Origin of the sequence: Herbaspirillum sp. WKF16 (assembly GCF_028993615.1) — a bacterium.
Classification (GTDB): Bacteria; Pseudomonadota; Gammaproteobacteria; order Burkholderiales; family Burkholderiaceae_D; genus Herbaspirillum.
The window spans coordinates 4,556,406-4,569,463 of record NZ_CP118632.1; the positions used below are offsets into that span (position 1 = coordinate 4,556,406).

The following is a 13,058-nucleotide window of genomic DNA, read 5'->3' on the forward strand; positions in this document are numbered from 1 at the left end:
CGCGAGCATCCGGACGGGCGCGCGGCCCGTCGCGGATGGCTCGCGGCGGCAGCGCTTACTTGCCGTCGATCTGCGCTTGCGTGTAGAAGCCGTCCTGCACCAGGATGTTGACGTTGGACTTGGTCAGCAGGATCGGCTTGAGCAGGATGGTGTCGACCTTCTTGACGCCGTTGTCGTACTGCGCGTTGTAGGTCGGCTTCTCGTTGCGCGCCAGGTGCACCGACAGCGCCGCCGCTTCGCTGGCGATCAGCTTCAGGGGCTTGTAGACGGTCATGGTCTGGGTGCCGGCGATGACGCGCTTGACGGCGGCGATGTCGGCGTCCTGGCCCGACACCGGCACCTTGCCGGCCAGCTTCTGCGCGGCCAGCGCCTGGATCGCGCCGCCGGCGGTGCCGTCGTTGGAGGCGACAATGGCGTCGATCTTGTTATTGTTGGCCGTCAGCGCGTTCTCGACGATGGAGAGCGCCTCGGTCGGGTTCCATTCCTTGACCCATTGCTGCCCGACCACCTTGATGTCGCCCTTGTCGATGAGCGGCTGCAGCACCTTCATCTGGCCGGCGCGGAACATCTTGGCGTTGTTGTCGGTGGGCGAGCCGCCCAGCAGGTAGTAGTTGCCCTTGGGCTGGGCCTTGACCACGCCTTCGGCCTGCATCTCGCCGACCTTCTCGTTGTCGAAGGAGATGTAGGCGTCGACGTCGGCATTGAGGATCAGGCGGTCATAGGAGAGCACCTTGATGCCGGCCTTCTTGGCTTCCTTGATGGTGTTGGTCAGCACGGTGGCGTTGAAGGGGACGATCACGATGACGTCCACGCCGCGCGAGATCAGGTTCTCGATCTGGGAGATCTGGCGCGCCTCGCTGGCGTCGGCCGATTGCACGAACACCTTGGCGCCCAGCTTCTCGGCGGCCGCGGTGAAGAAGTCGCGGTCGCGCGCCCAGCGCTCGACGCGCAGGTCGTCGATCGAGAAGCCGATCTTGGGGTTCTTGGCGTCGGCCATGGCGCTGGTGCCGACCAGCGACATCGTGGTCGCCGCCATCAATGCCAATACACTTTTTTTCAGGATCGCGTTCATTGCCTAGTCTCCGATATTCATTATGTTTTTAAGGGGGCGCATTCCCGTGCTCGGCTGGTGCCGTTCCTGATTATCTTTGTGCCGCTGTTTTTTCTGTCGCGACCGCGCCGGGGGATGAGTCGACTTCTCTTTTCGCTTGGCAAGCTGGCGGGGAACGCATCGTCCCCGCTTGCCGCCGCACACCGCCGGCGCGCTGGAAACGCGGCCGACATTGATGTGATGGCGATACTAGCGCTCGCCGATTCCTGTCTACAATTACGAAATTCACCAATCGGGGTAGCGATTCTTTTTGTTGCGATTGCACAAAATCGTGATTCGGCCGGCGGATCGCTACAATCCTTGAAAACGAAATGGACGACCCGCCGCCGGTTAAAAAAAGTACAAGAAGGCCGGCGGCATGGACAAAGAAGATCAGGAGACGGCAAAGTGGCAAAAGTGCCAACAGTGCATAGGATTGCGTTGCTGTTCAACGGCAACAAGATATTCGACCGCGACATCATCGCCGGCATCGGCGAATATCTGACCAGCACGCGCGCCTCCTGGGATCTGTACCTGGAAGAGGACTTCCGCTGCCGCCTGCAAGACATCGAGCGCTGGCAGGGGCACGGCTTCATCGCCGACTTCGACGACCCGGCCGTGTGCGATGCGCTCTCGCGCGTGCAGCAACCGGTGGTGGCCATTGGCGGCTCCTACGCCGACGAGGCCGACTATCCAGCCGGCCGCACCTATGTCGCCACCGACAATTTCAAGCTGGTCAAGCTGGCCTACGATCACCTGATCGAGGCCGGCCTGCAGCACTTCGGTTGTTTCAGCCTGCCCCAGGCGGACGTCAACCGCTGGGCGCAGGAACGCGAAAAGGCCTTCGAGGCGCTGATGCAGCGCGACGGCATCCATGGCCATGTGTATCGCGGCGTGGGCACCAGCGCGCAATCCTGGGACGCCGCCGTGGAGCAGCAGATCGCCTGGCTGCGCAGCCTGCCCAAGCCGATCGGCATCATCGCCGTGACCGACGCGCGCGCCCGCCAGCTGTTGCAGGCCTGCCTGTGCGCGGGCATCGCCGTGCCGGAACAGGTGGCCCTGATCGGCATCGACAACGATCCGCTGGCGCGCGTGCTGACGCGGGTGGAGCTGAGCTCGGTGATCCAGGGCACGGTCGAGATGGGCCGCACCGCGGCTCACCTGCTGCACCAGATGCTGCATGGCGCGCGCTTTCCGGACACGCGCATCCTGGTGCCGCCGGTGGGCATCAACGTGCTGGCCTCCAGCCGCCACGAGGCGCGCAACCATCCGCACGTGATGCAGGCGATGCACTTCATCCGCCAGTACGCCTGCCAGGGCATCAAGACCGAACAGGTGGCCGACTATGTCGGCATCTCGCGCTCTTCGCTGGAATGGTATTTCCGGCGCGAGCTGGATCGCAGCGTGCACGACGAGATCCTGCGCTTCAAGCTCGACGCCGCCAAGCGCCTGCTGCAGGCGGCCGACAGCCATGCGGCCGACATCGCCGTGACCTGCGGCTTCACCTCGGTGCAGTACATGCACGCAGTGTTCAAGCGCGAGCTGGGCTGCACGCCGAAGGAATACCAGGAACAGCTGGCCGCCGGCGCCGGGCCGGCGCAGCAGGAGGCGGCCCGGCCGCGCAGGAAATTGACCGCGGCGGGCTCGCCCGCCGCCACGGGAACCACCATTTGACGAACCGAACGATGAGCTTGCCGCGCAGGCCGTCGCCATGATGAACACGATGACGCACTTCACTATCTCCAGCAGCGCTACCGACAGCGGTATCAAGCTCTACACCTTGTCCAACGTATCGGGCATGCGCGTGCTCGTCAGCGAGCGCGGCGCGGCGCTGGTGTCCTGGTGGGCGCCGGACCGCTACGGCCGCCAGGCCGACATCCTGCTCGGCTACCAGGGCCACGACGACTACATCGCCAACCGCGCCTATTTCGGCAGCATCGTCGGCCGCTGGTGCAACCGCATCGCCGACGCCCGTTTCACGCTGGACGGCGTCGGCTACCAGGTGCACCGCAACGAAGGCGACAACCACCTGCACGGGGGCGAAGGCGGCTTTCACCTGGCCCCATGGCAGGTGCAGCCGGATCCAGAAGGATTGCGCATGACCCTGGCCTCGCCGCACGGCAGCGCCGGTTTCCCCGGCAACGTCCTGGCCTCGGTGCTGTACCGGCTGGATGACGAAGGCCGGCTGCGCATCGACTACACCGCCACTACCGATGCGCCGACGCCGCTGAACCTGACCTCGCACGGCTACTTCAACCTCAACGGCGGCGCCGGCGACATCCGCGACCACGTGCTGTCCATCGACGCCGACGCCTACCTGCCGGTGAATGGCGAGCTCATCCCAGAACGGATCGCCGACGTCGCCGGCAGCGCGTTCGATTTCCGCAAGCCGGCGCCTATCGGCCCGCGACTCGCATGGCCGGACGAACAACTCAAGGTAGCCGGCGGCTTCGACCACTGCTACTGCCTGCGCAAGGCCGAGCATGACGGCCACGGCCAGGTGCGCGGCGACGCGCCCCTGCGCGAAGTGGCCACGGTCTACGACCCCGGTTCCGGCCGCCAGCTGACCGTCTCGACCACCGAGGCCGGCCTGCAGTTCTACAGCGGCAACTTCCTGGCAGGCGTGCAGGGACGCGGCGAACGGCCGTATGCGGTGCATGACGGTTTCTGCCTGGAGGCGCAGGCCTATCCCAACCAGATCAACACCGCCGACAGCGAAGCGGTGATCCTGCGCCCCGGACGGGTCTACCGCCAGAGCACGGTCTACCGGTTGAGCGTGAGGGACTGAGGGCCTGGCCGGCGGACGGTTCGTCTTTTGTCAGAGACCTGTAAGGGCAGGCTGCAATGATCCTCCCCGGCATACCGGGATATTTGCAGAAGGCGCCGCATCGACCAAAGCAAAAGCCCGCTCGAAGCGGGCTTTCTTTTTTGGCGCGGGAGGCTGCGATTGTTCTGCGGCCTGGGCGATCAGTAAGTCAGGGTAACGGTCACGGTATCCGAGTAGGCGCCGGCCAGCGGCGTCTGCGCGGCCGCGATCTGGCCGTACACCGTCAGTGTTTGCACCAGGCCCGAACCGGTGCCGGTCTGCGTGTCGGTGCCGATGGTCGAGCCCCAGTTGTTGGTGCGGCCCGAGTCGCGGTACAGCGCGTAGTTCAGCGTGCCGCCGCCGGTGGCGCTCATCTTGCGGCTGGTGACCGTCGAGCCGCTGCCGGTGCCGGCGTCAAGGCCGACGTTGTAGCTGGTGCCGTTGGTGCACAGCACCGTGATGCTGCCGGTCTGGTTCACCAGCGCCTGGGTGTAGGCGCCGAAGGCGATCGCCGAACCGACCACGGTGCAGGCGGCAACCACCGAGGCGCTGATCGTCAGCGAGGCGCTGGCCGTGGCCGCGTGCGACGGGGCCGAGGAAGCCAGCATGACAGCGGCGATGGATGCGCAGACGAAGCGATTTTTCTTGGCAAAAAACATGTTGATTCTCCTGGGGATCCCTGCGCTGTCCTCGCCCTGTGCGAGAACTTCTGTGTGCAGCGGGTATGGAGACACTTTAGTTTTTTGCCCGGCTCATCGGCATCGGGGCATTCCTGAAAGCTCGGCCGCAAGCATCAGGCGTTTCCCCATCAGGGTTTTCCCTGGCGTGGACAACAGTCGGCGCAGGCCGGCGGCGGGATTGCAGGATGGAAACGAAGGCGCAGCCCTGGCGCCCGGAATCGCCTTGGTTAACAGGAAAGGGGCGAATGTTCCGGTAGACTGGGAACGGCATGGGAGAAATTACGCAGATTTCTCCCTTTTTGATTAATCGCGAACAAGAACAAGCCCGTCGTCGCCTACTTGAACCGACGTCGGGGGAATCGAATGTCCGATTCCGGAACAGGATGTAAATGTCGAATAGCGCCGCACCGGAAGAAGTGCTCCTCCCCACCGCAGATCCCGCCTCGCTGCGCCAGCTCATCCGGGCAGACCAGCTCACGGCCGTACGCCAGACCGTGCTGCTGTCGATCCCGGTCAACGCGGTGCTGGGGATCATCTCGACCGTGGTTGCCTGGAGCGCCGGCAAGCTGGGCATCGCGCTGCTCTGGCTGGCGTGCTCCGGGCTGGTGAACCTGCTGCGCGTGCTGGCGTGCAAGGCGCCGGTCGGACGCATCGCCGCCCTGCCGGTGATCGCGCGACTGCTGGGCGGCAAGACGCTCACGGCGGTCGACCTCAACCTGCGCGCGCACTGGATCCTGGCGCTGCTGTCGGGACTGGTATGGGCCGGCGTGCCGGCCCTGTGCGAGGGCTACACCACGCCGCAGACCCTGTTCTACCTGACCTGCGTCTGCGGCATCACCGCCGGCGCGGTGACCCACGGCTTCGCCTATGCGCGCATCCCCATCAGCTTCATCACCCCGCCGTTGCTGTCCATCATCGTCTGCCTGGCCTGGCAGGGCGACACCACGCGGGTCGCCTTGTCGCTGGCCGTGCTGCTCTACCTGGCGGCGCTGATCAGGGGCTCGCGCGTGAGCGAGAAACTGGTCTCCGACGCCAGCGCATCGAAGAACCGAGCCACTTCGGCGACCCAGGCGCTGGAAGTGGCGCACCGGAACCTGACCGGGTTCGCCGCCAGGATGCAGTACCAGGCGCAGCACGACCTCTTGACCGGCCTCCTGAGCCGCGCCGGCTTCATGGCGCGGGCCGGCGACCTGTTCGCCCGGCGCGAACATGAACTGTGCATGATGTTCCTGGACCTGGACGGCTTCAAGGTCATCAACGACGCCTACGGCCATGACGCCGGCGACCAGGTGCTGGTGGAAGTGGCCCAGCGCCTGGCCGCGGCGCTGGACGAGCAGTTCACGCTGGCGCGACTGGGCGGCGACGAGTTCGTCGTGGTGTACGCCTGCGCGCCGTCGGCCGAGCCGCCCGAAGCGGTCGCCGCGCGCCTGATCGATACGATCCGGCCGCCCTTCTCGCGCCGCGCCAACCCGCACATCGGCCTGAGCATCGGCATCCACCGCTCGGGCGCGGACGACATCAATGAAATGCTGGTCTGTTCCGACGCCGCGCTGTATGAAGCCAAGCGACGCGGCCGCAACCGCTTCTGCGTCTTCAACGACACGCTCAACGCGCGCCTGCAGATGAAGCGCGACGTGGAGCGCGACCTGGCCGCGGCGCTGCGCGCGGGCGAGCTGCAGGTCTGGTTCCAGCCCATCGTCCGCCACAACGGCCGCACGCTCGACGGCTTCGAGGCGCTGCTGCGCTGGCAGCACCGCAAGCACGGCTGGATCGCTCCGCCCGACATCATCGAGATCGCCGCGCTGGCGGGCTTGTCGGAACAACTGCTGGAATTCATCGTGGGCCAGGTGACGGAGATGATCCGCTTCCTGCATGCGGCCGGCCGCAGCGAGCTGCGGGTGGCGATGAACATCTCGCCGCGCGAGCTGGAGCGCATCCTGATCGACGACCTGGTGGCCGCCAGGCTGCGCGAATTCAGGCTGCCCGCCGCGATGCTGGAGATCGAGATCACCGAGGAGACCGCGGTCGACCTGCAGGCCGCCCGCCAAACCCTGGCGGCGCTGGCCGAGCTGGGCGTGAGCATCGCCATCGACGACTTCGGCGTGGGCTATTCCTCGCTGGGCTTCCTGCGCCAGATGCACGTCTCGCGGGTGAAGATCGACCGCAGCTTCGTCACCGGCCTGTGCGGCAGCGCCGAGAGCCAGGCGCTGGTGCAGGCCGTGCTGCAGCTGTCGGACTCCTTCAACTTCCAGGTCGTGGCCGAGGGCGTGGAAAGCATGGACGACCTGCGCATGCTGCAGGACATGAACTGCCCCGCCATGCAAGGTTATTACTTCTCGCCGCCGATGCCGGTCGAACAGGCCAGGCGATGGATAGGCGGCGAGACGGTGAACGCCTAGGCCAGCGGCTTTTGCGCGGCCGCCGCGGACCCGCTTGCGGGTTTCTTCGCGCGCGTGGCCAGCCAGCACAGGATGGATCCGGCGCACACCAGTGAGGCGCCGATCCAGAACGAGCCCGGCAACGGCGCGCGCAGTAGCGCGGCCGACAGCGCCGACGAGAACACCGGGATGAAATAGGAGGCGCCGGCCAGCACCGTGACGTTGCCGTGCAGGATGCCGACGTTCCACGCGGCATAGCCGAAGCCCATCGCGGCGGCCGCCAGCAGCAGGTAGACCGCGGCCGGCACGCTCCACGACATCTCCGGCTGCGGACCCAGGAAGAACTTCACCCACAGGCTCAGCGCCACCATCATGAAGAAGGGCGTGACGCCGTTCTTGCCCTGCGCCAGCAGGGTGGTCACGGTGCAGTACGCGGCCCAGATGAGGGCGCCGGCGAGGGCCAGGCCGTAGCTCAGCGGGTTGTCGCGCAGATTGGCCAGCATCCCGGCCGCATCCAGCCCCTGGTCGCCGCCCAGCACCCAGGCGATGCCCAGCATGGACAGCACGAAGCCCGGTGCCGCCAGCCAGTTGGCGCGCTGCCCGCCGAAGACGATCGCGGCCACCAGCGTGAAGGTCGGCCACAGGTAGTTGACCATCCCGACCTCGATCGCCTGCCGGCCGGTATCGGCATAGCCGATCGACAGCGCCAGGCACAGTTCATAGGCGACGAACAGCAGCCCGCCCCACGCCAGGTAGCGGCGCGGAAAATCACGCAGCCTGGGGAAGCCCACCGAGAACAGCAGGAACACCGAGCCCACCGTGTAGATCGCCGCCGCGCCGCCGGTGGCGCCGAGGTGTTCGCTCACGCTGCGGATCAGTCCGACGATGGCGCTCCAGAAGACCACGGCGCTCAGTCCGATCAAGGTTGCCTGCTTGCTGTTCATTGCTGCTTTCACTTTGCAGTGGCCATAAAAAGGGGCTACAGGATAAGCCAAGCGCAGCATGCGCGCAGCGCCGTCCTTGCCGTTGCGCTACATAAAGTTACATGGCGGATAAACCAATTTACAAATTAAATGATAATGATTCTTGTTTATGATATAGAATCCTGACGCTTTGTCAGCCAAAACATCAACAAGAAAAAAGCACCCGTTCTTGGGGAAAGAACGCCGTTGCCTCCCAGCGTTGTGTTGCGCCAGCCCTCCTATCCACACTTACTACAAGGCTTGCTCAACATGGCTCAACACCATCCGGGCGCCGGCGCGCGCCTGCGCCGCCGCGCGTCACTGCGTCCGCTCACCCTGGTCCTGGCGATCAACAGCGCATTGCTGCCGCTGGCCGCGCCGCATGCGGGCGCGCAGGAAAATACCGCCAACGCCGCCGACGTCGGCGGCGGGGCCACCCGCACCAGCGGCAAGAAGCTGCCGGACATCGAAGTCCAGGGCGCGCGCGAGGAGCAGCACAAGCCCGGCGCCTCGGTCAAGGTCACCAAGGACGACCTGGAGAAGCAGGGCGCCGGCGGCTTCGCCGATGTGCTCAAGTACCAGCCGCTGGTCTCGGTGCCGGGCGTGACCTCGGGCACCACCAACACCAACAGCCCCTACGACCACCCGGGCGCCACCAACTACAACATCCGCGGCGTCGAAGGCAACCGCATCGGCGTGGATGTGGACGACATCGAGATGCCCGAGGCGGTCGACCGCTCCGCCACGTCGGGCAGCGGCCGGGCGTCGATCGGCACCTTCGGCCAGGGGCGCGACTTCATCGATCCGGAGATCTACTCCGAGGTGCAGGTCGATTCCGGCACCACCACCTCGGCGCGCCCGGCCGGCGGCATCGGCGGCGCGGTCAGCTTCCGCACCAAGTCGGCCGACGACTACGTCAACGAAAACCGGCCGACCTACTTCGGCCTCAAGGGCGGCTACAACTCGGCCGACCGATCCTGGGGCGAGGCCGTCACCGCCGCCGGCGTCAGCGGCGCCTTCGACGGCCTGATGGTGTATTCGCGCCGCGACGGCCACTCGTCAAAGAACAACAGCGACACGATGAGCGCCTATCCTTCCGACTGGAACTCGAACGCGGCGCTGCTCAAGGGCGGCATGCGCATCGACGCGGAGAACAAGCTGACGGTCTCGGCCGACCTCTATCGCCGCGACAACGACATCCGCTATAACGCCTGGAACACCACCGGCACCGCCGTCACCGGCAACTCGGCGCAAGACAGCAAGACCGCCCGCAACACCTTCCAGCTCGGTCACCTGTGGACGCCCGCCAACGCCTTGCTGGATCGCCTGGAGACCAAGCTGTCCTACCAGACCACCGACATGCAGGACCGCACGCGCACCACCACGGTGGCCACCGGCGCGGTGGAGAACAACTTCTCGCGCAACAGCAACCGCCAGATCGGCCTGAGCAGCACCGGCTACAAGAAGATCGACAACAACAGCCTGCGCTTCGGCCTCAGCATGAGCGAGAACAAGAACCAGCATGCGCTGACAGGCACCGCCTTCGCCTCGCAGCCCTACCCCAACACCAAGACCACGCGCCTGGGGCTGTTCGCCGAGGACGAGATCGTGTTCAATGCCGGCGGCCATCGCCTGGCGCTGATTCCCGGGCTGCGCGTGGACCGCGTCAAGAGCAGCATCTACGACACCGGCGAGTTCGCCAATACGCGCATCACCTCCAGCCAGCTCACGACCATGTACGGCTCGGGCACCAGCAACACCATCCTCAGCCCGAGCCTGAGCGTGGTGTACGACATCGTGCCCAAGCTGAGCGCCTACGCGCAGTGGAAGCACAGCGGCCGCGCGCCCAGCGTGAGCGAAATGTACGGCTACTGGAACGGCGGCGGCGGCACCTATGCGCTGATCGGCAACCCCAACCTGAAAAAGGAAACCAGCGACGCCTTCGACATCGGCCTGAAGGGCGAACCGATCGACGGCGTGGCCTTCAACAGCTCGCTGTTCTATACCAAGTACAAGGACTTCATCGCCTACACCCGCTACGGCCGCGCGACCAACCCTGAGATGTTCACCACGGTGCAGAGCGGCCTGGCCACCATCTACCAGGCCGAGAACCGCGACGACGCCTACATCTACGGCCTGGAACTGACCGCGCGGGTCGACCACGGCAAGTTCGCGCCGTCCATGAAGGGCGTGTACTCGACCTGGGCCGTGGGCTACAGCCAGGGCAAGGCCAAGAGCCGCTACCTGGGCGACACCTATCAGGACCTGGAGACGGTGCAGCCGGCCAAGCTGATAGTGGGCCTGGGCTATGACGCGCCCGAGAAGCGCTGGGGCGCCAACCTGACCGGCACCTTCGTCAAGGGCAAGCAAGCCTCGGCCAATACCCGCAACGCCTACCAGAACGCCGGCGCGGCGCTGCCGGCCTCGACCGTCAGCTACTTCTCGGTTCCCGGCTACGGCCTGTTCGACCTGACCGGCTACTGGCGCATCGGCAAGAACGTGCGCATCAACGCCGGCATCAACAACCTGTTCGACAAGCGCTACTGGGATTACGCCAGCACCTACAGCCTGGAACCCAGCAACGCCAAGGATGCGCAGGACATCCAGCTGCAGACCCGCACCGGCCGCAGCTACTTCGCCTCCCTCGCGGTCGATTTCTGATCCTTGCAACACCTCCATGGGCGCCGCCGGGGGCGCCCATGCCTGAGCTCCCCACGTCCCGGATTAAGGAGAAACCAGCATGAAAGCCACCCCCTCCGTGATCAGCGCCGTCGCCGGCGCCATCCTCCTCAGCGCCTGCGCCGCGCAGCCGGGCGGCGCCCAGGCGCCGCAAGTCGCGGCCACGCAAGCGGGTTCCGGCCCGGCGCGCCCGGCCGGCGGCCACGGCCGCGAAGCCTTCATCGGCAGCTACGACCTCAACGGCGACGGCGTGGTGACGCGCGCGGAATATGACGCCGTGCGCAAGCAGCGCTTCAAGAACGCCGACAAGAACGGCGACGGCGTGCTGACCGAAGAGGAATACGTCGCCGAGTTCGAAGGCCGCCTCAAGGAGCAATATTTCAAGTCCGGCCGCCAGCCCGACGAGGCCTATGCCAATTCGATCCGCCAGGCCCACGTGCGCTTTGCGCTGCTGGACCGCAACCGCGATGGCGTGCTGTCGCAGGATGAGGAACAGGAAATCATGGAAAAGACCTGGGCCCAGGCCGACACCAACAAGGACGGCAAGGTCGACGCCAACGATCCGCCGCCGCCGGGCCGCAACTGACGATGGGGCCGCGCATGAACACATCATCCTTGCATGAGCGCCTGGCGGCCGGCCTCGGCCTGGCGGTGGCGCTGGTCGGCGGGACGGCATCGGCGGCCACCCTGGAGCTCGAGGTCACGCTGCCCAATATCGCCAGCGCGGCCTACCATCCCCCTTACCTGGCGGCCTGGATCGAGCGCCCGGGCGACCCGGCGGTGGTCGCCACGCTGGCGGTGTGGTACGACACCCGCCTGCGCGACCAGCTGGGCAAGATCTTCCTCAAGGAGCTGCGCACCTGGTGGCGCAAGGCGGGCAGCGCCATGACGCTGCCCGCCGACGGCATCAGCGGCCCCACGCGCAGCGCCGGCGTGCATGCGCTGCGCTTCTCCGAGAAACAGGAAGCGCTGGCGGCACTGGCGCCGGGCAATTACCAAGTGGTGGTGGAAGTGGCGCGCGAACAGGGCGGACGCACCGTGCTGCGCGCCCCCTTCAGCTGGAAGGGCGGCGATGCGGCAAGCAACGGCGCCGCGCAGCCGGACGACAGCGGCGGCGAACTGGCCGCGCTGAAGGTGGCGGCCAAGCCCTGAGCCGCGCCGGCCGAGCGCGGCCGAATATCCAGGGCCTCAGTCCAGCTTCTCATGGAAGTCGGACGCGCCGCGCTTCCAGTAGGCCGACACCCGCATCGCCTCCTTGGGATGCGCCTTCTCTTCGGCCAGCACCGCGCGCAGCGCCTTCATCGTCGCGGCTTCGCCGGCGGCCCAGATGTAGCCTTCACCGACCGGCAGCTGCAGCGCGCGCACCGCGGCCAGCAATTCCTCCCCGGACGGCACCCACCTGATATCGACCTCGGCCTGGCTGTCGAACTGGCGCACGTCGCCCACGTGGGCGATCTCGACGATGACGCTCACGCGCGCGCCGGGGCCGAACTCCTTCAGCCGGCGGGTGATCGCCGGCAGCGCCGAGAGGTCGCCCACCAGCAGATGCCAGTCGTAGTCGGTCGGCACCACCATGGAGCCGCGCGGACCGGCGATGACCGCATCCATGCCGACCTTGGCCTGGCGCGCCCAGTCGGTGGCCGCGCCCTCGGCGTGCAGCGCGAATTCCAAGGTAAGCTCGCCGCGTTGTGGGTCGTGCCCGGTTGGCGTATAGTCGCGCCGAACCTGCTCGCCGGCGGCATCCTGGAAGACGAACTTGACGTGGTCGTCGAAGGACATCGAGACGAAGTCCCGCAGCGCCTCGCCGCGGAAGGTGACGCTGAGCATGTTGGCGCCGGTCTGGCGGGTGGCCGCGACCTTGACGTCGCGGAACTTCACATCGTGGCGGATACGCTGCACGGTACGGGCAGGGGTCGTCGATTGCATGGCCTGGACCTTCAAATTAGTTGATAATGTCTCCATTATGAAAAAACAAGTTGATAAAGTCAACCATTCACCTGCTGCCGACAGGGTTTTTGACGCCATCCATACGGTGATGCACCTCTACCGTTCCGGCCGCTCGCAGTCGTTCCGCGAGGAGGAGCGCGACATCACCCACATGGAAAGCCGCGTGCTGGACTACTTCGCGCGCCACCCCGGCGCCACGCAGAGCGACCTGGTGCTGCACTCCGGGCGCGACAAGGCCCAGCTCACCCGGCTGGTGCGCGGCCTGCGCGAGCGCGGCTACCTGGACGCGCAGGAAGACGCCCAGGATCGCCGCAGCGTGCACCTGTCGCTGAGCGCGCAGGGCCAGACCCTGCAGCGCCAGCTGCGCAAGTCCGGCGCGCAGATCCTGCAGCGCGCGGTGGAGGGCTTGTCGCCCGAGCAGTGCGAGGAGCTGGTGCAGCTGCTGCAGGTGATGCAGGGCAACCTGGAACGGCAGCGCTGATACCCCTGCGCGCCGGCGCGCCGTTGCTATACTTC

11 protein-coding genes are annotated in these 13,058 nt (G+C 66.3%); 7 read left to right on the forward strand and 4 right to left on the reverse strand.

Going from position 1 to position 13,058, the window contains the following annotated elements:
- Positions 1–55: 55 nt before the first annotated feature.
- Positions 56–1,072 (reverse strand): D-xylose ABC transporter substrate-binding protein, encoded by a 1,017-nt coding sequence (xylF, locus tag Herbaro_RS20555; protein WP_275011457.1) that lies wholly within the window; start codon positions 1,070–1,072, stop codon positions 56–58.
- Positions 1,073–1,498: 426 nt separating this feature from the next.
- Here xylF and Herbaro_RS20560 point away from each other — a divergent pair, with 426 nt between their 5' ends.
- A complete protein-coding gene (locus tag Herbaro_RS20560; RefSeq protein ID WP_275011458.1) occupies positions 1,499–2,764 on the forward strand; it encodes a XylR family transcriptional regulator in 1,266 nt (421 codons plus the stop codon).
- Between the two features lie 49 nt (positions 2,765–2,813).
- Positions 2,814–3,878 carry an aldose epimerase family protein gene (locus tag Herbaro_RS20565; RefSeq protein WP_275011459.1) on the forward strand — a complete coding sequence of 355 codons (1,065 nt, stop codon included), beginning with the start codon at positions 2,814–2,816 and terminating at the stop codon, positions 3,876–3,878.
- A gap of 179 nt (positions 3,879–4,057) precedes the next feature.
- Here the strand turns inward: Herbaro_RS20565 and Herbaro_RS20570 are convergent, their stop codons facing one another.
- On the reverse strand, positions 4,058–4,555 hold the full coding sequence (locus Herbaro_RS20570) for a Csu type fimbrial protein (protein ID WP_275009969.1): 498 nt from the start codon (positions 4,553–4,555) through the stop codon (positions 4,058–4,060).
- 410 nt (positions 4,556–4,965) lie between these two features.
- Between Herbaro_RS20570 and Herbaro_RS20575 the strand changes: the two genes are divergently transcribed.
- Positions 4,966–6,975 (forward strand): putative bifunctional diguanylate cyclase/phosphodiesterase, encoded by a 2,010-nt coding sequence (locus Herbaro_RS20575; protein ID WP_275011460.1) that lies wholly within the window; start codon positions 4,966–4,968, stop codon positions 6,973–6,975.
- Here the strand turns inward: Herbaro_RS20575 and yddG are convergent.
- Entirely contained in the window at positions 6,972–7,898 is a 927-nt protein-coding gene (yddG, locus tag Herbaro_RS20580; RefSeq protein ID WP_275011461.1) for an aromatic amino acid DMT transporter YddG, read from the reverse strand. The genes Herbaro_RS20575 and yddG overlap by 4 nt on opposite strands.
- A 288-nt stretch (positions 7,899–8,186) precedes the next feature.
- On the opposite strand from yddG, the gene Herbaro_RS20585 reads away from it, so the two are divergent.
- The 3 genes from Herbaro_RS20585 to Herbaro_RS20595 all read left to right on the forward strand — a co-directional run bounded on the left by Herbaro_RS20585 (position 8,187) and on the right by Herbaro_RS20595 (position 11,747).
- A complete protein-coding gene (locus Herbaro_RS20585) occupies positions 8,187–10,577 on the forward strand; it encodes a TonB-dependent hemoglobin/transferrin/lactoferrin family receptor (RefSeq protein ID WP_275011462.1) in 2,391 nt (796 codons plus the stop codon).
- Positions 10,578–10,656: 79 nt separating this feature from the next.
- Complete coding sequence (locus tag Herbaro_RS20590; protein WP_275011463.1) at positions 10,657–11,181, forward strand: EF-hand domain-containing protein; 525 nt, start codon at positions 10,657–10,659, stop codon at positions 11,179–11,181.
- A gap of 14 nt (positions 11,182–11,195) precedes the next feature.
- Complete coding sequence (locus tag Herbaro_RS20595) at positions 11,196–11,747, forward strand: DUF2271 domain-containing protein (protein ID WP_275011464.1); 552 nt, start codon at positions 11,196–11,198, stop codon at positions 11,745–11,747.
- A 36-nt stretch (positions 11,748–11,783) separates the two neighbouring features.
- Here the strand turns inward: Herbaro_RS20595 and Herbaro_RS20600 are convergent, their stop codons facing one another.
- Entirely contained in the window at positions 11,784–12,521 is a 738-nt protein-coding gene (locus Herbaro_RS20600) for a siderophore-interacting protein (RefSeq protein WP_275011465.1), read from the reverse strand.
- Between the two features lie 109 nt (positions 12,522–12,630).
- Here Herbaro_RS20600 and Herbaro_RS20605 point away from each other — a divergent pair, with 109 nt between their 5' ends.
- The gene (locus tag Herbaro_RS20605) at positions 12,631–13,023 is read left to right on the forward strand and encodes a MarR family winged helix-turn-helix transcriptional regulator (RefSeq protein WP_275011466.1); all 393 of its coding nucleotides are present in this window, start codon (positions 12,631–12,633) and stop codon (positions 13,021–13,023) included.
- Positions 13,024–13,058 lie beyond the last annotated feature (35 nt).

Coding starts and splice junctions, on each gene's coding strand:
- xylF (WP_275011457.1), bottom strand. CDS start 1,072: ATGAACGCGATCCTGAAAAAAAGTGTATTGGCATTGATGGCGGCGACC.
- Herbaro_RS20575 (WP_275011460.1), top strand. CDS start 4,966: ATGTCGAATAGCGCCGCACCGGAAGAAGTGCTCCTCCCCACCGCAGAT.
- Herbaro_RS20585 (WP_275011462.1), top strand. CDS start 8,187: ATGGCTCAACACCATCCGGGCGCCGGCGCGCGCCTGCGCCGCCGCGCG.
- Herbaro_RS20570 (WP_275009969.1), bottom strand. CDS start 4,555: ATGTTTTTTGCCAAGAAAAATCGCTTCGTCTGCGCATCCATCGCCGCT.
- yddG (WP_275011461.1), bottom strand. CDS start 7,898: ATGAACAGCAAGCAGGCAACCTTGATCGGACTGAGCGCCGTGGTCTTC.
- Herbaro_RS20595 (WP_275011464.1), top strand. CDS start 11,196: ATGAACACATCATCCTTGCATGAGCGCCTGGCGGCCGGCCTCGGCCTG.
- Herbaro_RS20600 (WP_275011465.1), bottom strand. CDS start 12,521: ATGCAATCGACGACCCCTGCCCGTACCGTGCAGCGTATCCGCCACGAT.
- Herbaro_RS20565 (WP_275011459.1), top strand. CDS start 2,814: ATGACGCACTTCACTATCTCCAGCAGCGCTACCGACAGCGGTATCAAG.
- Herbaro_RS20605 (WP_275011466.1), top strand. CDS start 12,631: ATGCACCTCTACCGTTCCGGCCGCTCGCAGTCGTTCCGCGAGGAGGAG.
- Herbaro_RS20590 (WP_275011463.1), top strand. CDS start 10,657: ATGAAAGCCACCCCCTCCGTGATCAGCGCCGTCGCCGGCGCCATCCTC.